General features: G+C 64.0%; 17 protein-coding genes. 9 read left to right on the top strand and 8 right to left on the bottom strand.

The annotated features are described in order from the left end of the window. Positions 1 to 64: 64 nt before the first annotated feature. From AB2B41_RS06550 to AB2B41_RS06535, 4 genes are all read right to left on the bottom strand, one after another. Entirely contained in the window at positions 65 to 937 is an 873-nt protein-coding gene (locus AB2B41_RS06550) for a 50S ribosomal protein L11 methyltransferase (protein WP_367876962.1), read from the bottom strand. Beyond that, on the bottom strand, positions 937 to 2,331 hold the full coding sequence (locus AB2B41_RS06545) for an MATE family efflux transporter (protein WP_367876961.1): 1,395 nt from the start codon (positions 2,329 to 2,331) through the stop codon (positions 937 to 939). Before AB2B41_RS06545 ends, AB2B41_RS06550 begins: the two co-directional genes overlap by 1 nt. Next, positions 2,332 to 3,564: an MFS transporter gene (locus AB2B41_RS06540; RefSeq protein WP_367876960.1), complete on the bottom strand. Its 1,233-nt coding sequence runs from the start codon at positions 3,562 to 3,564 to the stop codon at positions 2,332 to 2,334. A gap of 395 nt (positions 3,565 to 3,959) precedes the next feature. After that, a complete protein-coding gene (locus AB2B41_RS06535) occupies positions 3,960 to 6,155 on the bottom strand; it encodes a primosomal protein N' (RefSeq protein ID WP_367876959.1) in 2,196 nt (731 codons plus the stop codon). Between the two features lie 135 nt (positions 6,156 to 6,290). On the opposite strand from AB2B41_RS06535, the gene fsa reads away from it, so the two are divergent. The 3 genes from fsa to AB2B41_RS06520 all read left to right on the top strand — a co-directional run bounded on the left by fsa (position 6,291) and on the right by AB2B41_RS06520 (position 8,943). Then, the gene (gene fsa, locus AB2B41_RS06530; protein WP_367876958.1) at positions 6,291 to 6,944 is read left to right on the top strand and encodes a fructose-6-phosphate aldolase; all 654 of its coding nucleotides are present in this window, start codon (positions 6,291 to 6,293) and stop codon (positions 6,942 to 6,944) included. Positions 6,945 to 7,288: 344 nt separating this feature from the next. Continuing rightward, positions 7,289 to 7,996, top strand: a complete 708-nt coding sequence (locus AB2B41_RS06525; protein ID WP_367876957.1) for a DUF484 family protein — start codon at positions 7,289 to 7,291, stop codon at positions 7,994 to 7,996. Then, positions 7,993 to 8,943, top strand: a complete 951-nt coding sequence (locus AB2B41_RS06520) for a tyrosine recombinase XerC (protein ID WP_367876956.1) — start codon at positions 7,993 to 7,995, stop codon at positions 8,941 to 8,943. The genes AB2B41_RS06525 and AB2B41_RS06520 overlap by 4 nt, the downstream gene beginning before the upstream one ends. 157 nt (positions 8,944 to 9,100) lie before the next feature. On the opposite strand, the gene meaB is transcribed toward AB2B41_RS06520, so the two are convergent. Then, positions 9,101 to 10,072 (bottom strand): methylmalonyl Co-A mutase-associated GTPase MeaB, encoded by a 972-nt coding sequence (gene meaB, locus AB2B41_RS06515; protein ID WP_367876955.1) that lies wholly within the window; start codon positions 10,070 to 10,072, stop codon positions 9,101 to 9,103. Between the two features lie 82 nt (positions 10,073 to 10,154). Here meaB and hrpB point away from each other — a divergent pair, with 82 nt between their 5' ends. After that, positions 10,155 to 12,569: an ATP-dependent helicase HrpB gene (hrpB, locus tag AB2B41_RS06510; protein WP_367876954.1), complete on the top strand. Its 2,415-nt coding sequence runs from the start codon at positions 10,155 to 10,157 to the stop codon at positions 12,567 to 12,569. Between the two features lie 37 nt (positions 12,570 to 12,606). Here hrpB and AB2B41_RS06505 read toward each other — a convergent pair whose 3' ends face one another. Genes AB2B41_RS06505 through AB2B41_RS06495 form a run of 3 tightly spaced genes read right to left on the bottom strand, consistent with a single transcriptional unit; the run spans position 12,607 to position 15,724 of the window. Beyond that, entirely contained in the window at positions 12,607 to 13,128 is a 522-nt protein-coding gene (locus AB2B41_RS06505; RefSeq protein ID WP_367876953.1) for a hypothetical protein, read from the bottom strand. Continuing rightward, complete coding sequence (locus tag AB2B41_RS06500) at positions 13,104 to 14,747, bottom strand: hypothetical protein (protein WP_367876952.1); 1,644 nt, start codon at positions 14,745 to 14,747, stop codon at positions 13,104 to 13,106. Before AB2B41_RS06500 ends, AB2B41_RS06505 begins: the two co-directional genes overlap by 25 nt. After that, positions 14,744 to 15,724, bottom strand: coding sequence for a membrane dipeptidase (locus AB2B41_RS06495; protein WP_367876951.1), 981 nt, complete (start codon positions 15,722 to 15,724; stop codon positions 14,744 to 14,746). Before AB2B41_RS06495 ends, AB2B41_RS06500 begins: the two co-directional genes overlap by 4 nt. A 139-nt stretch (positions 15,725 to 15,863) precedes the next feature. Here AB2B41_RS06495 and AB2B41_RS06490 point away from each other — a divergent pair, with 139 nt between their 5' ends. The 5 genes from AB2B41_RS06490 to AB2B41_RS06470 all read left to right on the top strand — a co-directional run bounded on the left by AB2B41_RS06490 (position 15,864) and on the right by AB2B41_RS06470 (position 20,305). After that, entirely contained in the window at positions 15,864 to 16,475 is a 612-nt protein-coding gene (locus AB2B41_RS06490; RefSeq protein WP_367876950.1) for a 2-hydroxychromene-2-carboxylate isomerase, read from the top strand. 73 nt (positions 16,476 to 16,548) lie between these two features. After that, positions 16,549 to 17,751: an NAD(P)/FAD-dependent oxidoreductase gene (locus AB2B41_RS06485; RefSeq protein ID WP_367876949.1), complete on the top strand. Its 1,203-nt coding sequence runs from the start codon at positions 16,549 to 16,551 to the stop codon at positions 17,749 to 17,751. A gap of 22 nt (positions 17,752 to 17,773) precedes the next feature. Further along, the gene (locus tag AB2B41_RS06480) at positions 17,774 to 18,610 is read left to right on the top strand and encodes an NAD-dependent epimerase/dehydratase family protein (protein ID WP_420014282.1); all 837 of its coding nucleotides are present in this window, start codon (positions 17,774 to 17,776) and stop codon (positions 18,608 to 18,610) included. A 367-nt stretch (positions 18,611 to 18,977) separates the two neighbouring features. After that, positions 18,978 to 19,949 carry a response regulator gene (locus AB2B41_RS06475; protein WP_367876947.1) on the top strand — a complete coding sequence of 324 codons (972 nt, stop codon included), beginning with the start codon at positions 18,978 to 18,980 and terminating at the stop codon, positions 19,947 to 19,949. Then, the gene (locus AB2B41_RS06470; RefSeq protein WP_367876946.1) at positions 19,946 to 20,305 is read left to right on the top strand and encodes an Hpt domain-containing protein; all 360 of its coding nucleotides are present in this window, start codon (positions 19,946 to 19,948) and stop codon (positions 20,303 to 20,305) included. The genes AB2B41_RS06475 and AB2B41_RS06470 overlap by 4 nt, the downstream gene beginning before the upstream one ends. The last annotated feature ends 25 nt before the right edge of the window (positions 20,306 to 20,330 follow it).

Genomic DNA, 20,330 nt, shown 5'->3' with positions numbered 1-20,330 from the left:
ATTAGGCATGGAATGTGGCAAAAACGTGGCGGCTGCCCCGGATTCACCTTAAAAGCCGCTCAAATTAGGTGATTTTTTGCAGCGTTAAGGTTGTCCAATCAACAATGCTCTCGCGGCGCACCAGATTGATGCCGTTGCGTGCATAAACCGCGATCACCTCGTCGGCCTGTTCGTTGAGAATCCCCGAGAGAATCGCGTAGCCACCTGGTTGCAGCGCCGTGGCCATATCCGGCGCGAGCGCGACCAGCGGTCCCTTCAGGATATTGGCGAAGACCAGATCGAACGGTGCTGCCGCCGCAAGCTCTGGATGATCGAAGCCCGCCGCCTCGACACAGCGCACGCGGCCCTCCAGGCCATTTGCGATCAAGTTGGCCCGCGCCACATCGACCGCCACCTCGTCGATGTCGCTGGCCAGCACCGGGTCGGGCCAGATGCGGGCAGCGGCCATGGCCAGCACTGCGGTGCCGCAGCCGATGTCCGCAACGTTACGTCCGACAAAGCCGTCGTTCGCCAGACGGTCGAGCGCGCGCAGGCATCCCAGCGTCGTGCCATGGTGACCGGTGCCAAAGGCCATCGCCGCTTCGATCAGCAGCGGTTCACATCCTTCGGGCACCTTGTCTGCGTCATGTGATCCGTAGACAAAGAACCGCCCTGCCACCACGGGTGCCAGTTCGCGCCGCACGTGCGCGACCCAATCGGTCTCGGGCAGTTCGGAGACCACGAAAGCCTTGGCACCCATCGCCGCCGCCAGCACCGCAAGCGCGGTTTCGTCCGGGGCACCCTCGAAATAGCCGCCCACTTCCCACAGGCCCGATCCATCCTCCATCTCGAAGACGCCGACACCGGTCGGCGCGGGCTCCAGCCGCTCCATGGCCTCGCCCAGCGCATAGGCCTGGTCGCGTCCCTCAAGCGTCGTCAGTGCGGTGAATGTGGTCATCATCGTCTCCGGTGTCTGTCGGGGTTCGGGTAGGGGCGCGGATGGACGGGGTCAAGGGCGACCTCTTCCGGGTTGCGCAGGCCGCGCACGTAGAACCAGCCCCAGGTGGCGGCGATCAGGCCCATCACAGCACCTGCCACCGCCTGTCCGAAAATGACGCCCGGCGCGCCGAACAGCGCCGCAAGCGCCGCCGCCGCCGGATAGCTGAGCACGCCGTCCTTGGTCCAGTTCACGACGGTCGACCAGGTCGGGCGGCCAAGGTTGTTGAAAGCCGCGTTCGAGACGAAAAGCGCGCCGATGAAGACAAAACCGCCAACGCCTACGAGGGTGAAAGACCGCAAAACCTCCTGCCCCAAGCCTGTGAGACCGAAGGCCGCGATAACATAGGGCGTCGCGGTCAGCATCAGGGCCCAGGCAACCAGCGTATAGATACCGCAAAAGACCAGCGCGTTGCTGTAGGTGCTGCGCACCCGGTCCATCTGCCCTGCCCCGAAGTTCTGGCCGAAGATGCCGCCAATCGCACCCGACAGCGCAAAGACCCCGCCAAACACCACCACGGTCAGCCGTCCGATTACCGCCCAGGCCGCCATGGCCTCGTCGCCGTAGCGGCCCATCACGATGGTCAGCAGGTAGTTGCCCGCGGGCGTCGACATCTGGGTCGCGATGGCTGGCCCCGCGACACCCATGAAGGGGCCTGCGATGTTGCGCAGGGTGCGGACGCGCGGACGGTCCACCAGCGCCATCTGGATGACGGCGAAATAGGTCGCCACGCCCAGCAGGCAGAAGCGGAACAACACCAATCCGATGGCCGCGCCATCGAGCCCCCAGCCCATCCAGAAAATCAGCACCGGATCGACAAGCATCAGCACCGTGCCGGAACTGAGCGTGATATACATGGCCTTGGCCCCGTAGCCATCCGCGCGCAGCGTGCCCGAAAGCACCAGCGCCGCCGACATCGGAATAAGCGAGGGGATGGTGATCGCCAGGTAGCGGGCGGCGAGCCGCGCGGTCTCCCCCTCCGCCCCGGCAAAGCCCACCAGCGCATGGCGAAAGCCCACGATGAGCGCCACGACCCCGGTCAGAACCGTTGCGGCAATGACCACCGCCGCCCCCGCCTGCCGCCGGGCTTGCTCGCGGTTGCCCGCCCCGATGCTGCGCGAGATCACAGCCGTCGCCCCGATCATCAGGCCCACGGCCACTGAGACGGAAAAGAACTGCACCGCATAGGCAAAGCCCACGGCAGCGACCAGCTGCGGCTGGCCCAGCTGGCTGACCCAGAAGAGGTTCGCCGCATCGACCAGAAAGACAAAGGTGATCCCCATGGCCCCGGTCGCGGTCATCCGCACCACGTGGCCCATGGTGCCGCCGGTCAGGAACCGCCCCTGCTCGGCCACCTATTCCGCCGCCTGGGGCAGTCGTAAGCTGAAGATCGTCTCGTTCCCCGGTGCGGGATGGCGCGGGATCAGCATGGCAAGGCAGAAGGACACACCCGCCATCGCCGCGGCGAGGAAAAAGACCGCGGCAGGCGAGGCGAGCCACAACAGGCCCAGCAACACCGGCAGAAAGACTGCCGCAATATGATTGATCGCAAAGGCCACCGCTGCCGTAGGCGCGATATCGGCGGGGTCTGCGATCTTCTGGAAATAGGTCTTCATCGCCAGCGCCAGTCCAAAGAACAGGTGATCGAGCACGTAAAGCACCGCCGCCACCACCACCCCCCAGCCGAGGTAATAGACCCCGCCATAGCTGAGAAAAACAAGGATAAGCCCGATGTACTCGAACCCCAGCGTGCGCCGCTCCCCGAAATAGCCCACCGCCCGGCCCAGCAGCGGCGCAAAGAAGATATTCGCAACGAGGTTGATGAGGTAAAGCGTGGTGATCTCATGGACGTCCCAGCCAAAGCGCTCGACCATCATGAAGCCCGCGAAGACCACGAAAATCTGCCGCCGCGCCCCCCCCATGAACTGCAGCGCGTAGTAAAGCCAATAGCGGCGCCGCAGCACCATGCGCTTGTTCTGAGGCGTCGGTGCCTCGAATTGCGGATAGGCGACCATGGCAAAAAGGGCGATGATCACCGTCAGCCCGCCACCGGCCATGTAGACGGTATTGTAAGACAGCCCCAGGGTCTCCCACAGGGCGATGATCGCAAGATAGGCCACCAGCGTCGCCGCCGATCCCGCCGCCATCAGCCAGCCCAGCATGCGCGGCGCATCCTCGATCTTGAGCCACTGCAGCTGCAGCGACTGGTTCACCGTCTCGTAGTAGTGAAACCCGATGGAGCTCAGCATGGTGATGGTCAGAATACCCCCCATCGACGGAAACCAGGCAGTGACCGCCGTCGCCGCGCCCAGGAGTACCAGAGAGACAAGCCCCAGCACCTGCTCGCGCACGAAAAGGATAATGGCAATCACCCCCACGGCGAGAAAACCGGGGATCTCGCGCACGGTATGCAAAAGCCCGATGTCCGCCCCGTCGAAATCCGCCGCTTCGATCACGAAGTTATTGAGCAGTGCTGACCATGTATTGAAAGCTATCGGCATCCCCAGCGCCATGAGGAACAACAGCGCGACCGGCCTGCGCCACACGGGCAGTCTTTTTGCATCCGCAAGGGTAATGAACTGTGCCATGTAGACGCTTTACGCCCTGCCAGCGCAAAAGACGATACGCAAAAGCGCAGACCTTCCTGTCGCTCGGTGCACCCTCCAGCACAACCTTGGTTTCGGAGCCGCCCTTGCGTGAGGCCGGACAGCCAGAAGGCGGGCCGATTGCCAAGCGGAATTGCCGAGGATCCCCTTCAGGGGAGACGGCCATTCCGCTTGGGAAACGGACAGGCTTCTGTCAGGCAGGGCTCGTGCAAGGGCGGGTTCGAGACCTTGGTTTTCGTGAGCCTGCAGCGCCCTCGACATCCCGGCCCGATCCGGCGCTTGGGAAGTGTGCTAGCGAAGAGGTCCCGACAGTCTCCCGAGGCGCGCGTGGGCGTCTTTGCCAAACTCCACCGGGGCGCGAAGGCGCGTGTTCGCCTTCAATAGAAACTCTGCGGGTCGATATCCACCGCCAGCCGCAATTCACCCTTGAGCTTGACCTGCGCCACCCAGCGCGCCAGCCCCTCCTGCAAGGGTGCCGATTTCTCGGCCTTCACCAAAAGCCGCACCCGGTGCCGCCCCCGGACGCGCGCAATGGGGGCGGGGGCGGGCCCGAACACCTGCGCGCCGATGCGGCGTAGGGGCTCATCCCGCCGCGCCAGCAGGTTGCCCGCATCGAATACCTGCGCCACGTCCGGCCCAGACAGGATGATCCCCGCCATGCGCCCGTAGGGCGGCACGCCAGCCGCCTTGCGCTCGGCCGCTTCCGCCGCCCAGAAGGCTTCCTCGTCCCCCGCCAATATCGCGCGGATCACCGGGTGTTCCGGCTGGTAAGTCTGCAAAAGCGCCGTCCCCGGTGCCTCGGCCCGCCCCGCACGGCCCGCGACCTGGCGCATCAGCTGAAACGTCCGCTCCGCCGCGCGCAGGTCGGACCCCTGCAGCCCGAGGTCGGCGTCGATGACGCCAACGAGCGTGAGATTGGGGAAATTGTGTCCTTTCGCAACCAGTTGCGTGCCGATGATGATATCCGCCGCCCCCGCGCCAATGGCCGCGATTTCCGCCTTCAGCGCCCGGGCCGATCCGTACATGTCAGACGAAAGCGTTGCGATCCGCGCCTCCGGCCAGATCGCCGCCGCCTCCTCGCCCAGCCGCTCGACGCCCGGGCCCACAGGTGCCAGTCTTCCTTCCGCGCCGCAGGCCGGACAAGCCTCGGGCATGGGTTTGCTTTCGCCGCACTGGTGGCAGATCAGCCGCTTGAGGAACCGGTGCTCCACCATGCGCGCATCGCAATGATCGCAGCCGATCTGGTGCCCGCAGGCCCGACAGAGCGTGATGGGCGCATAGCCACGACGGTTGATGAACAGCATCGCCTGCTCACCGCGTTCAAGCCGCGTGTTCACCTCGCGCTGCAAGGTGGGTGACACCCACCGGTCCGATGGCAGGCCCTCGGCACGCATGTCGATGGCCCCCATCTTGGGCATCACCGCAGGGCCGAAGCGCGAGGTCAGTTCCAGCTTGCGGTATTTCCGCGCCTCCACGTTCGCCCAGCTCTCAAGCGAAGGCGTGGCAGAGGCCAGCACCACCTGCGCCCCGCAGATCGCCGCGCGCAGCACCGCCATGTCCCGCGCGTTGTAGAGCACACCCTCCTCCTGCTTGTAGGAGGTGTCGTGCTCCTCATCGACGACGATCAGGCCGAGGTTCTGGTAGGGCAGAAACAGCGCCGAACGGGCCCCGATCACCAGCTGCGCATGGCCCTGCCCCACCATGCGCCAGATACGCCGCCGCTCTGTCATGGTGGCGCCCGAGTGCCATTCGGCGGGCTTGGCCCCGAAACGCTCCTGCACGCGGGTCAGGAATTGCTCGGTCAGGGCAATTTCCGGCAGCAGCACCAGCGCCTGCCGCCCCTGACGCAGCGCAGCGGCGACCGCTTCGAGGTAAACTTCGGTCTTGCCCGATCCGGTGACCCCGCGCAAAAGCGTCGTGCCGTAGGTCCCCGATCGCACGCCTTCCGCCAGAACCTCTGCTGCGGCGGCCTGATCCTCCGTCAGTTCCTTCCCGGGCAATGCGGGATCGAGCCGTGCAAAGGGCATGTCGCGCGGCGCGTCCTCTTCGCGCACGACGCCCTGTTTCGCCAGGCCCTTCACGACCGTGGACGTCACCCCGGCCATGTCGGCGAGTTCCTTGAGCGTGAAGGACAGATCGCCATAGTCCGCGAGCACCTCCAAGACCCGCCTCCGGGCATCGGTCATCCGGTCCGGCTCACCCTCGCCGCGCCGGTAAATCTTGCGCATGGACGGCGGATCGCCCAGCCCCGGCGCGCGGGTTGCCAGCCGCAGCATGGCGGGCATCGGCGTCAGCGTATAGGCGGCTGCCCGTTCAAGGAACGTCCGCATCTCGTCGCGCATGGGGGCGGCGTCGAGCACGCGGATCACGTGGCGCACTTTCGACAGATCGTAATCCCCCTGCCCCGCACCCCAGACCACGCCCAGCACCTTGCGCGGCCCAAGCGGCACCTCGACGAAAGCGCCGGCGTGGCAGCCTCCCTCGGGTGCGCGGTAATCTAGCGCGCGGCCCAGCGGCTGCGTGGTCAGAACGGCCACCAGATCGCCGTGATCGAAGAATTCCGGGCTGCTCAAGAAGGGCTCCGTGACGCGAATACACGATTGAGGGTTTAAGCATCGCAGATCATGCGGTAAAGCCAAGGCAAGGCTCACCGCGTTAGCGGTAACATGTTCGATCCGAAACCCACGACTGCCTGGGAGACCCGCGCCATGAAATTCTTCGTAGACACCGCCGAAATCGACGCCATTGCCGAGTTGAACGAACTCGGCTTCGTGGATGGCGTGACGACCAACCCCTCGCTGATCCTCAAATCGGGCCGCGACATCATGGAAGTCACCAAGGAGATTTGCGACCTCGTCTCCGGTCCGGTCTCTGCCGAGGTGGTGGCGATGGACGCCGAGGCAATGATCGCCGAGGGCCGCAAGCTGGCCGAGATCGCCGAGAACATCGCGATCAAACTGCCGCTGACCTGGGACGGGCTGAAGGCCTGCAAGGTGCTGACGGATGATGGACACATGGTCAACGTGACGCTCTGCTTCTCAGCCAATCAGGCGCTGCTTGCGGCCAAGGCGGGGGCGACATTCATCTCACCCTTCATTGGACGGCTGGACGACATCCACCTCGACGGGTTGGACCTCATTCAGGATATCCGCACGATCTATGACAACTACGGGTTCGAGACGAACATTCTTGCCGCCTCGATCCGCTCCGTGAACCACGTGCAGGATTGCGCGCTCGTCGGTGCCGACGTGATGACCGCCCCGCCCGACGTGATCCGCAAGCTCGTCTCGCATCCGCTGACGGACAAAGGCCTCGATCAGTTCATGGCTGACTGGGCCAAGACCGGGCAGAAGATTCTCTGATCGGATCGCCCCTCAGACTTTCGAGCAAGGCGCGCAACTGGGTTGGTCCCAAGGGGAAAAGGGAGGTTGATGTGGCCTGGGGCTGATGCATCTGGCATGTCTCTCGAAAGGATGGGCGTTTCGCAGTACACAGTGAAAATGTCCTTTCAGGCGAACCGCTTGATGGTGCTGATGTGACCATTTCGCGGCAATCGCCCATCTGCCGGCGAAGGTGCGGCAAACTGTTGCCCCATTTCCAGCATTGCGGCTGACACCTGAGAGCCACAGATCGCCTTTCACTCAAACTTGGGGCAGATTTTGAACAAACGTCGTGCTATGCAAGGCCAAACCAAAAAGAGACGGCAATGAGCAGCAATCCAAAGATAGATGACGCCCTGCGCGAGGCGATCATCTCGCAACCCGATGTGATTCTGGATGACAGCGACGTCATGCAGGCACTGATTGCCGCGAACGAACGGGCGATGGGCGGCAACATCGTCGATTTGCGCGGCATCGCGATGGAAAGGCTCGAGGCGCGGCTTGACCGTCTGGAAGACACCCACCGAAGCGTCATCGCGGCGGCTTACGAGAACCTCGCGGGCACCAACCAGATACACCGCGCCATCCTGCGCCTGCTTGACCCGTTGGAGTTCGAGCCGTTTCTGCGAGACCTGGGCGGCGAGGTTGCCGAAATCCTGCGCGTCGATGCGATCAGGCTGGTGCTGGAGTCGGTTCAGAACGACAACGACCCTGCCGTAAAGCGGCTGGGCGACGTGCTCAGCGTGGCGGAACCCGGCTTCATTGATGACTACATCACCCAAGGCCGAGGCAACATGGCGCGGCAGGTCACACTGCGGGGGGTCCAGCACGCGTCAGAGCAGATCTTTGGTGATAAGGCTGACTGGATTCGTTCTGAAGCATGTCTGAAGCTGGATTTCGGCGCGGGCCGTTTGCCGGGGCTGCTGGTGCTGGGTGCCGAAGACCCGCATATGTTCGGACCGCAGCAGGGCACAGACCTTCTGGCCTTCTTCACCGGCGTCTTCGAGCGCGCGATGCGCCGCTGGCTGTCTTGAGCGGGCCGGACCTCTCTGCCGCACAAGGGCTGATCAGCCCCGCCGCGCGCGACGCGCTGCAATCCTGGCTGGAACATCAGCGCGCCCTGAAAGGTGCCGCCGAGAACACGATCACCGCCTATCAGGGTGACGTCGCGGATTTTCTGGCCTTCATCACCGTGCACAAGGGCGAATCCCAGGGTCTGGGGGCGCTGGCGAAAATCACCATCACCGACATGCGCGCCTGGATGGCGCGGACGCGCGGGCCGAACGTCGGGCCCCGGTCGATGGCGCGCAAGCTGTCGGCGGTCAAGGCTTTCTACCGATGGCTGGCCGAGCGCGAAGGGTTCGAGCCGACCGCGGTGCTGTCCACCCGGGCACCGAAGTACCAAAAGAAGCTTCCCCGCCCGCTGGCCGTGGACGCGGCAAAGGCACTGATCGACTGCGTGGAACTCCAGTCGGACCGGCCTTGGGTTTCCGCCCGCGATGTGGCGGTGCTGACGCTCCTCTGGGGATGCGGTTTGCGCATTTCCGAAGCCCTCGGGCTCAAGGGACGCGATGCGCCCCTGCCCGACACGCTGCGTATTCTGGGAAAAGGCGGCAAGGAGCGTGTGGTGCCCGTGCTGCCCGCCGCGCGGGACGCGGTCGAGGCGTACCAGCGGCTTTGCCCCCATCCAACCGAGGCCGACGGTCCCCTCTTCCGCGCGATCCGGGGCGGGCCTCTCAGCCCCCGTGCGATTGCCAAGGTGATGGCGGATGCGCGGATGCAGCTTGGCCTCCCTGCGAGCGCTACACCCCACGCGATGCGGCACAGTTTCGCGACGCATCTGCTGGACGCCGGCGGCGATCTGCGGGCGATACAGGAGCTTCTGGGCCATGCCTCGCTATCGACCACGCAGGCCTACACGGCGGTGGACACGGCGCGGCTGATGGAAGTCTATAACCGCGCACATCCGAAAGCCGGTTAATCATTTATTAACAAAAGTTTAGCACCCTGATCGCACATCGAATCCGAAATTGCCCACGGGCAACCGGGACCCCACGCCCGTTTTCTTCAAAGAAAACGGCCCGGAGATTTCAAAATCTCCGTACCGGAATTTTCGAGAATTCCGCCCAGCTACAGCTTCAACCGCCCAGCCGATCCACAAACGCCTGCGCCGCAACCGAGGGGTCGGCCTCCCCCGCCGCAACCTCATCACTCAAAGCCTTAAGCGCGGCTCTTGCCTCTGGTTCCTGCAACCGCGAAAGCAAGCGCTGCTTCACATCCTCCGAGAACCAGTATCGCGCCTGTGCCGCGCGCGTCCGGTCCCACCAGCCTTCGCTACGCCGCCAGTCGGTCAGCTTTTCCATCGCTTCCCAGGCGGCTTCCAACCCGTTTTCCTCCAGGGCCGAGACCGTCATCGCGCAGGGATATCCTTCCGGGTCCTGCGGCCGCTTTCGCAACAACCGCAAGGCACCCGCGTAATCCGCGCAGGTCCGCGTCGCCGCCGCCTTCAGATCGCCGTCGGCCTTGTTGATCAGGATGATATCCGCCATCTCCATGATTCCGCGTTTCACGCCCTGCAGTTCGTCGCCCCCCGCCGGGGCGAGCAGCAAGAGGAAGAGGTCGGACATCTCCGCTACCACCGTCTCGGACTGGCCCACGCCCACCGTCTCGATCAGCACCACGTCGAACCCCGCCGCCTCGCACAGCCGCACCGCCTCGCGGGTACGCCGGGCGACACCGCCCAGATGCGTCTGGCTGGGGGACGGGCGGATGAAGGCATTTGCCTCTCGGCTCAAGAGGTCCATCCGTGTCTTGTCACCAAGGATCGATCCGCCCGAGCGCGAGGACGAGGGATCAACCGCAAGAACCGCGACGCGCAGGCCCTTGCGGATCAGCATCATCCCGAAGCTTTCGATGAAAGTGGATTTGCCCACGCCGGGCGTGCCCGACAGCCCGATCCGCAGCGCCTGCCGGTCCTGCGGCAGGGCGGCAAGCAGCTCCGCCGCCTGCGCGCGGTGATCCGCGCGGCCCGATTCCACCAGCGTGATCGCCCGCGCCAGCGCGCGCCTTTCCCCTGCGCTGACGCGCTCTGATAGGTCTTCGATATCCATGGCGCATCTTTTGCGGATGGCTGCGGGGTTTGTCCATCCCCCGGGCCTTGGCCTTGACCCCTCTTTGCCCGATAACCGGCCCATGTCCGACACCCTGCCCATCGACAGCGTTCTGCCCGAGGTCATCGCCGCACTGCGGTCGCGGGGCCGCGTCGTGCTGCAGGCACCGCCGGGGGCAGGCAAGACGACGCGCGTGCCGCTCGCGATGTTGGAAGCCGGGCTGACTGAGGGCAAGATCGTCATGCTGGAGCCCCGCCGCCTTGCCGCGCGCGCCGCAGCGGAGCGCATGGCTCTGACACTCGGGGAGAAAGCGGGGGAAACCGTCGGCTTTCGCGTCCGCGGGGAAAGCGCGGTGAGCGCCGCGACACGTATCGAGGTCGTGACCGAGGGCATCCTCACCCGCATGATCCAGGACCAGCCCGATCTGCCGGCGATAGGCGCGGTGATCTTCGACGAATTCCACGAACGTTCCTTGAATGCCGATCTTGGGCTGGCGCTGGCGCTCGAAGTGGCGGGCGCCTTGCGTGATGACCTTCTGCTGGTCGCCATGTCCGCGACGCTCGACGCAGGGCCGGTTGCAGAGATCATGCAGGCCCCTATCGTCACCTCGGATGGCCGCAGTTTTCCGGTCACACCGGTCTGGCTCGACAAACCCATTGGCAAGCAGCGTCTGGAAGAGGCCACCGCTGACCTCACATTGAAAGCGCTGGCCGAGGCGCCGGGCTCCGCCCTTGTCTTCCTGCCCGGCGAGGCCGAGATCAGGCGCACGGAGGCGCTGTTGAGAGCCCGCCTGCCCGCCGATAGCAGCCTTGCGCCGCTTTTCGGCGCGCTGGATTTCAAGGCCCAGCGCGCGGCCATCGCCCCCGCAAGGGAAGGCCGCAAGGTCGTGCTGGCGACCTCCATCGCCGAGACCTCACTGACCATCGAGGGCATCCGCATCGTTGTGGACGCGGGCCGCGCACGGCGGGCGCGGTTCGATCCAGCTTCGGGCATGTCGCGGCTGATCACCGAGAAGGTGACACGTGCGGAAGCCACCCAGCGCGAGGGCCGCGCGGGGCGTCTGGCCGAAGGTGTTGCCTACAAGCTCTGGACAAGGGGCGAAGAGGGAGCACTCGCGGCGTATCCCCCGGCGGAGATCGAGGCGGGTGACCTGAGCGGTTTCGCGTTGGAACTGGCGCTCTGGGGGGCCGAGGCGACTGATCTGGCTTTCGTCACGCCGCCGCACGAGGGAAGGCTCGCGGAGGCACGCGCGCTCTTGCAGATGCTGGGCGCGCTGGATGTGCAGGGCCGCATCACCGATCACGGCCGCGCGCTGGCGCGGCTGCCGCTGCATCCGCGTCTTGCCCATATGGTCAGCCGGGGTGGCGCACGTGCGCCAACCCTTGCCGCACTGCTGGCCGAGCGCGACCCGATGCGCGGCGCGGGCGCGGACCTTGCCCAGCGCATGGATGCGGTCGAGGGCAGACCGACGCCGACAGAGCCCCACCGCCCCACCATCGCGCGCATCCGGGCCGAGGCCAGACGCCTCGCGCTAGGTCAGAACGACACAGGCCCCAATGCCATCGGCCCGCTGGCGGCCCTCGCATACCCCGACCGCATCGGTCTGCGCCGCAAGGGGGATGCACCGCGCTACGTGCTCTCGGGCGGCAAGGGGGCGATACTGCCGGAAGGGGACGCCCTGGCAGGCGAGCGGCTGATCGTGGCCACGGACCTTGATGGTGATCCGCGCGAGGCTCGTGTGCGGCAGGCGGCGCGTCTGTCGGAAAGCGAATTGCGGGACTTGTTCACCGATCAGATTGTCTGGGTCGAGGTCTGTGAATGGTCCCGGCGGGACGGACGCGTGATCGCCCGCAGACAGGAGCGCTTTGGCGCGCTGGTGCTTGATGACCGAACCTGGCCGGAAGCGCCGGTGGAGGATGTGGCTCGGGCGATGCTGGAGGGCGTGCGCCAACTGGGCCTGACGCCAGCGCCTGCCGCCCGGCGATTCCTCGCGCGGGCGCGGTTGATGGGTGCGGATTTCCCGGATTTCTCCGAAGAACACTTGATGGAAACACTGGAAGACTGGTTGCTGCCGCATCTCTCGGGCGTCCGCTCGGCGGCAGACTGGAAGGCCTTTGACCTCTTGCCAGCCTTGCGTGCACGGCTGAACTGGGACCAGCAACAAGCCCTCGATACCGCGGCACCGCCGCATTTCGAAACACCTCTGGGACGGCGCGTGCCTATCGATTACGATGCCGAGGCGCCCCGGATCGAAGTGCGCTTGCAGGAATTGTTCGGTGTGACACGGCACCCGACCGTGGCTGGCCAGCCGTTGCAGATCACGCTGCTCTCTCCTGCACATCGCCCGGTCCAGATCACTATGGACTTGCCGGGGTTCTGGGCATCCTCATACGCGGATGTGCGCAAGGACATGCGCGGCCGTTACCCGAAACATCCCTGGCCGGAAGACCCGACAGAGGCCGATCCGACATTGCGCGCAAAACCAAGGGGGCGATGAGTATGTCTCTCGGCCCCGACAGCGGGACGACAAAAGATCAGTCGTTGTCGGTCAGGCCCGCACCCGCCCCGGACCGGCGCGAGGCTTCGCTTTCGGGCACGAGAATGCGGGCGGCGAGGTTCTGCATCAAGAACGCCAGATCGTCGGAGAGGTCCACGCGGGCAACGGGCTTGGCGGTATTGGGACGGTCCAGGAAGATACGCACCGCCAGCGCATCCTTCTGCACCGAGGTCTCGGTCGCAAAGGGCTGGGCTTCGGCATAGCTTTGCGTCAGGTCAGGGTCAGCATCCAGCTTGATCTTACCCTCCGCCGTCTCGTCTTTCGCGTTTTCCATCAGCCGCGCAAACGCCAGCGGAAGCGACAGGATCGGGCCCTCCGGCAGGGCGGCGAGCGCGTCAGTGAGGCTCTGCGGCGCACGGCCTGCGATGAGGTGGCGCACCGCCGCACGCCCGAAATCGGCGGCCTGAGCCGGTGGTGCCCCCGCACCGCGGGCGGCCTTGGTGGCCAATGTCATCACTTCGTTGGCCGAGACCTTCATGCGCCAAACACTGGCAGCCACCAATCGTCCGCGCGCTCTGCCAGTTCATCGGCAAGCGGTGCGCCCTGGCAGAGGGTGATCCGGGTCCAGCGATCTGACTTTGGATCGAATTTGGAGGCCCCGAAGAAGCTAAGTTTGCAGCGCAGCATGTCGATCGGCAGGCAGGAGGTGGCGATCAGGTTGTCGCGGATCTCGGCGTAGGGATAACGCGGCCCCATTTGCACGCGGGAAACGGCGAGCGCATATTCCGGCTGCTCGGCAAGGAAGTCGGAGACCGGACCACGGGCCTCAGCCAATCCGCGGTACAGCGCCTTGACGCGGCGGCCGATGTCGAGGGGGCTTTCCAGCTCCGCCCCCGGCTCGTCGAACCGCAACCCCAGGCGCGGTTCCTGCTTGGCTTCCGAGACGTACCAGAACTGGCCGCAGCCATCCGGGGTATCGTAGTCGGGTGCCAGCGCCCAGCCGAACCGGATCTCGATGGTCTGGCGCAGATCGTTCACATCCCGGAAGGGGGCGCAAAGGGGACCAAAGGGATCGCCCATACACTCGGCAAGAGGATCGACCAGATCGCCGAAAGGTTCGATGATCAGGGCAGCAGTGAGTTCCTGCACGTCGAGTGAGGCGCTCTTCACGCTGTCCATCGCACGGTCCAGCGGTCGACCGGTGGAGAAGTCGAAACCCGCACGGGCGGTCTCCCAATCGGCGCGCAGGGTGTCGATGCGGGCCTGATGGGCCGGGTCTGGCACATTCCATTCACCCAGATGTGTCGCGGCGCGCTCTGCCAACGCCTCGAGCCGCGCCTGCTGGTCGGCGTCGAGTGTTTCGATGGCCCGCACGCGGGCAAGTGCGGTTTCGCGCACTGTCATCCAGTTGTTCAGCAACACCGGATGATTGACGAGGAATGGCGCCATCCCGAGCCCGGTGGCGTTGCCGATGCCAAGATGGCGTTTCAGATGACGGTCGAGGCGGCCCCGGCCCACGTGTTCCACCAGATCGTGCGTGAAGTGACGGATCAGCCAGACGGTCAGCATTTCGGCAGCGAAGGGACCTTCGAGGCCGGGGCGGTTCTCGATCAGATTGCGGTCGGCGATGCCGAACTTGCCGTTGCCGTAGACCGCCGTGGTTCTCATCAAATAGCCGACGCTACGGATCATCCCCTCGTCCGGCTGGCGACCTGCGCGCAGTGCCTCGACCACATGGGCAAATAGGCGCACGGACTTGTTCGCGCGGCTGAGGATCAGGTCGCGTTCAGTGAACCGCGCGGCCTCCTGTTTCGGAGCGGCGGCGCAGATGCGGGCGATCTCGTCGGCGTCGGGGACGCCGTCGTAAAGGACGTAGGACGTGTCCCAGGCCTCGGCGATGACGCGGTCGGTGCGCATCTCGGGGGGCAGATCGGTGGAAACAGCGACAAGGCTGTAGGGATGGCGGCCAAGGGTCAGGCTATAGACGACGTGGCCGAAGCCCTCTTCCGACATCTCCCAGACCGGGCGGGTGACGGTGACCTTCTCTGCCGCAAGCCGACGCGTCAGGCTGCGCAAGAAGCTGAGACGCGTGGGAAACATAGACCCCATGCGGGCAAGCCGCATGACCTCGTCAGGGGAACGCAGGTCAGTCTGGGGGATGGGGGCATCGTCCTTCATTGCGGGCCAAAACTTTCCTCATAAAACCGCAGCCAGTTGCCGCCCATGATCCCGTCGATCTCTGCCGGAGCCATACCTACGGCTTCCAATCCCTTGCGGATGTTACCGAAATCGCGGTTGTCACTGAACCATACCGGCATTGGCGGGAAGCCCGCGTTGCTGGCCGATCCCTCGCCGTAGTCAATGACCTTGGACCAGCGCCCGACGCGCATCCATTCGACTACGCTGTCGGGCTGGTCCTGGCAGAGGTCCGTGCCGATCCCGAGGTGTTCGGCGCCATAGCGATCCGCCGCATCGGCGATCATGGCGCAAAATCTCTCCAGGGTGCAGTTCGATCCACCCGCCAGGTGATGTGGATAAATGGAAAAGCCCAGCATCCCCCCTGCCCCGGTCAGCGCCTTGAGCACGGTGTCGGATTTGTTGCGGAGCGCCGGGTGCCACCAGTGCGGGTTAGCGTGGGTAATGGCGATTGGGCGGGTGGAATGCGCGATCGCCTCCAGCGTGGAGCGTTCGGCGGAATGGCTCATGTCCACGACCATGCCGACGCGGTTCATCTCGCGGACCACCTGTTTGCCCATGCGGGTAAGGCCGGTGTCCTCATCCTCGTAACAGCCCGTGGCCAGAAGTGACTGGTTGTTATAAGTGAGCTGCATGAAGCGGATGCCCAGCTGGTGGCAAATCTCGACCAGTCCGATGTCGTCCTCGATGGGGCTCGGGTTCTGAAAGCCGAAGAAGATCGCTGTGCGGCCCTCCGCTTGCGCACGACGGACGCAGGCGGCGCTGGTACCTTTGAAAATCAGGTTGGGATGATCCTCGAACCAGCGATTCCAGCTTTCGAGGTTCAGCACCATCTCGCGAAAGCTCTCGTGGTAGGCGATGGTGACATGCACCGCATCAACTCCGCCCTCGCGCATCTGGGCGAATACCTTCGGCGAGAAATTGGCGTATTGCAGGTTGTCAATGAGCGGCGCTTTCATGCGGTCATCTTGGCCCGGCAATGTGGGCCGCTCAATGTCGAAAACGACGCTGCACGTGCTTTGGCGGCACTTGTCGCATCGGCGGGCATTGCTTTCGCGGCTGGCCTGACCGAGTGTCGGCGCAAGAGGAGCCGACCCAATGCCCAGCGAAAAGACCATCGAATATTTCTACTCTGCACATTCCGCTTACGCCTATCTCGGCGCCTGGGAACTGGACCGCATTGCTACAGAGGCAGAAGCCAAGGTGGTCCATCGCCCCTTCGACTTCGGGCCCGTCATCGCCGCAACCGGGGCCAAGGGGTTCAGGGAACGGACCCAGGCTCACATCGACTATTTCTTCGGGCGCGACATGTATCGCTGGGCGGAGGTCCGGGGGCTGCCGATGGTCCGGCACCGGCCCACGCATCACGACAATCCCCTCGATCTGGCGAACGGAGCGATCATCGCGGCGGGCGAACACGCAAATGTGCTCAGCCGGGCGATCCTGCAGGCGCATTGGCGGGACGATGCGGATATTGCGGATACAGGTACATTGCGGCGGATTGCCGAGGAAGTCGGGCTTGATGGTGAGGCACTGATGAAGGCAGCGAAAAGCGACGACGTTCAGGCGCAGCACCGGGCCAATACCGACGAGGCGATTTCGCGGTCCGTTTTCGGGTCGCCCACCTATTTCGTGGACGGCGATATGTTTTACGGACAGGATCACCTGTTCATGGTGGAACGGGCGCTTGCGCGTCCCTTCGCCCCTTAACGGGGGCCCTTCACAGAGATTTACGACCGCCAGCACCTTGGGATAGAGCGGAAGGCAGACAGGGAGAGAATCGATGGCCATGCCCGTGCAGCGATCTTACGATGTGGTGATCGTCGGCGGCGCCATCTACGGCTCCTCGCTTGCCTGGTGGCTAAGCCAGATGCCCGGCTTCGGCGGCAGCGTTCTGGTGGTGGAGCGTGACACTACCTATCAGTTCGCCTCGACCAGCCACACAAATTCATGCATCCGGCAGCAGTTCTCGAACGAGACCAACATTCGCATCTCGCAATTCGGCGCGGAATTCATCAAGAATTTCCGTGACTTCATGGGAGGCGACCCAGAGGTGCCGAACCTGACGCTGCAAAGCTTCGGATATCTCTACCTTGCCGACAACGCGGCCTTTGCGAAGGTCTTGCACCAGAGCCAGCAGATACAGTCGGCCCTCGGCGCGCAGACGCAGCATATGACCCGGGACGAGATCGCGGCGGCCTATCCGTTCTACAACCTCGACGGCATCATCGCAGGCAATCACAGCACCGTCGACGAGGGCTATTTCGATGGCGGGACCATGTTTGACTGGTTCAAACGGATGGCCCGGCGCAACGGGGTCACCTACCTGCACGACGAGGTGATGGGCCTGTCTCTCAACGGCGCGGGAACGCGGGTCGAGGGGGTGATGCTGAAGTCGGGCCAGACGATTGCCTGCGGAACGCTGGTCAATGCCTCGGGGCCGCGGGCGGTGGCGACGTCGCGGATGGCCGGGATCGAACTGCCGGTGCGGCCGCGCAAGCGCTATTCGTACGTCTTCGCCGCCGCCGAGCCGTTGGAACAGGACCTGCCGCTCACTATCGACCCCTCGGGCGTGCACGTGCGCTCGGACGGGAAGTATTACCTTGCCGGCTGCCCTCCGGACGACGACCCTGATGTAGCCTACGACGACTTTGCCTTCGACCACACGATCTGGGAGGAAAAGGTCTGGCCGGCCATCGCCACACGCATCCCGGCCTTCGAGCGGGTGAAAGTGATCAACGAATGGGTGGGCCACTACGCCTATAACACCTTCGACCAGAACGCGATTCTCGGGCCGCACACGAAAGTCGGGAATTTCCTATTCATGAACGGCTTCTCCGGCCACGGCCTGCAACAAAGCCCTGCCATCGGGCGCGGCGTGGCCGAGTACATCACCTACGGCGCCTACCGCACGCTTGACCTGGCACCGTTCCATTACGCGCGGCTTGAGACCGGGCGCGCTTTCGTCGAAAAAGCGGTCATCTGAAGACAAGGGGAATGCCATGAAACTGAAGAAACTGGTGCTGACAGGCGCCGCCGGGCGTCTGGGATCGCATCTGCGGGAACCGCTTTCCAAGATGTGCGATGAGCTGCTGAGCACGGATATCGTCGACGAGATCGGCACGCTCTATCCCGGCGAAAGCTACGTGAAGGCGGACCTTGCCAGTTTCGAGCAGATCGAACCGCTAATGGCGGGCGCGGACATGGTCGTGCATTTAGGAGCGATCGTGGATGAGCGCCCGTTCGAAGAGATGCTGGGCCCGAATTTCGTGGGTTCCTACAACATCTGGGAGGCAGGGTACCGCCACGGGGTGCGCCGGGTGGTTTATGCCTCTTCCATCCACGCGGTCGGCATGTACCCCAAAACCGAGTGTATCGGCACGGATGTCCCCCACCGGCCAGATACTTTCTACGGGCTGGCCAAATGCTTCACCGAGGACCTTGGGCGGATGTACTGGGAGAAGCGGCAGATGGAGTCCGTGCATCTGCGCATCCTGAGTGCCGCGCAGGTGACGAACTCCCGCGCGTTGGGGTCATGGCTGTCCTACGATGACCTGATCCAGCTGGTCACCCGGGCCATCGATACGCCCGTTGTCGGTTTCACCATTGTTTATGGTGTGTCGAACAACGATCGTGCACCGGTGGACAACGCGAAGGCGGCATTCCTGGGCTACCGGCCCAAAGACAACGCCGAGCAGTTCGCGGAGGAAATCCTCGCCGCTCAGGGACCCGCCGACCCGATGGACCCCGGCACGATGTGCCACGGCGGCCCTTTTGCATCAATCGAACTGGGGCAAAGCTTGATCGCGAGCATGGGAATCATCGACGATCGAAAGAAAACCTGAGCTGAGAAGCCACTCGGGCCAGATTGGCAAATTTTTTTTCGAGCCTTTCCCATCGACCTGAGAAAGCGGTGGGAAGGTGCTTCGAAATGAAATGGTTGACGATTTCCACCACGGGTTGAAGCAATAAAATAAAGGGCTTGGTGCCTATCCGTTTCGCGGGACCCCCTCGCAAACGGTAGAGGGGGGCTGCCCGCCAGATTGCTTTAAGCTTCGAATATCGACTGATTTCAGAAACAGTACAGGCATTTAGCCCCCTATTAATTCTTCATTTGCCCAAATTGTGCCATAGTTGGAATGCATCTTTCCAATGTCGAAGTATTTCCGGCGTCATCCTTGATCTGGACGTTGCCGCAAGTTGGAGAGAAAGATGCAAATCCTGGCCGTCGATGATGATCCGATCATCCTGGAGCTGCTCAAGCAATTCATGGTTGCCGTCGGAGGTCACAGCCTCAGCGTGGCATTGTCCGGCGCGGAAGCGCTCGAAATGATCAATGCCGAGAACGCGCCCCGTTTCGACTGTTTCCTCTTCGACATCCAGATGCCCGGCATGGACGGGATCGAACTGACCCGCCGGATGCGCGAGACGGCGCGCTACGCCGACACACCGGTACTGATGCTCACCGCCATGGCCGACAAGCGCTACGTGGACAATGCCTTTGCGGCGGGTGCGACCGACTACGTCACCAAGCCTTTTGAGGTCTCCGAGTTGAAGGCGCGCATCGGTCTGGTCGAAGGGCTGGTCGCGGCGCGCCAGTCGCGTACCAAGAAGATTTTCGCGGCGCAGGCGATGCCCGAGCAGCCGAATACTGTTGAGCTTTTTGAGCCGATCTCGATCTACGACGTGGACAACGTCATCGAGTATATGGCGATGCAGAACTATGTCGCCCAGCTTTCGCGCAGCGCGCTCTTCGGATCGACAACCTTCGCCTTCACGATCCGCGAGATCGAGACCTACCACCGGACGATGTCCGCCTTCGAGTTCTTCTCGCTGATCTCGGACGTTGCCGAGGTCATCTCGGACACCTTGATGGGCCATCAGTTCCTCATGTCCTACGCGGGCAATGGGACCTTTGTTTGCGTTACCGAGTCCGGCTGGCGACCGGACGTGGCCAAGCTGATGGACGCCATCAACCTGTCGCTTGCGACCACTGAGCTTTACGACAACACCGGTGAACGACTGCACCCGAGGGTCATCGCGGGTGCGCCCGAGCGGCTGATCTGGAAATCCGGTGCGTCCGTCATGGATGCGCTGGCCACCGCCCACGCCAGCGCCGAAGCAGCAGCGGTTGCGCATATGGACGCGCAAAAAGACTTCTGGGACATGGGAAAATCGGCATGAAGGACATGGTTGACCAACTGCCCGGCCTCGAACGGGTCCGTGAGCGGTTTCTGACGATGCTGGCCGAACGCAAGGAACGCATCGCGACCCACGCACTGGGCGCATGGGAAGGCGAGACACTCGAGGAGGTGAACGGCAACCTCGCCTCGGCGCAGGCAATCCTGCACCAGATCGCGGGCACGGCCGGATCGCTCGGCTTCGCGCCGCTTGGGCAAAGCGCGCATGCCTGCGAAAACGAAATCATCGCGCACCTCGAAGGCCCTGATGCGGATCTCGCGATTTGCCCAGGTGAACTGATCTTTTTCCTCGATAATTTCGTCGGAGCCTGCGACGCGTTGCTGGAAAGCCGCGACTAGGCTGCATCGAAACCATGAAGCCGCT

The organism is Sulfitobacter sediminis (assembly GCF_040811725.1).
GTDB lineage: Bacteria > Pseudomonadota > Alphaproteobacteria > Rhodobacterales > Rhodobacteraceae > Sulfitobacter > Sulfitobacter sediminis.
The sequence above is the reverse complement of the archived record's forward strand: the minus strand, read 5'-3'. Positions and strand labels throughout refer to the sequence as shown.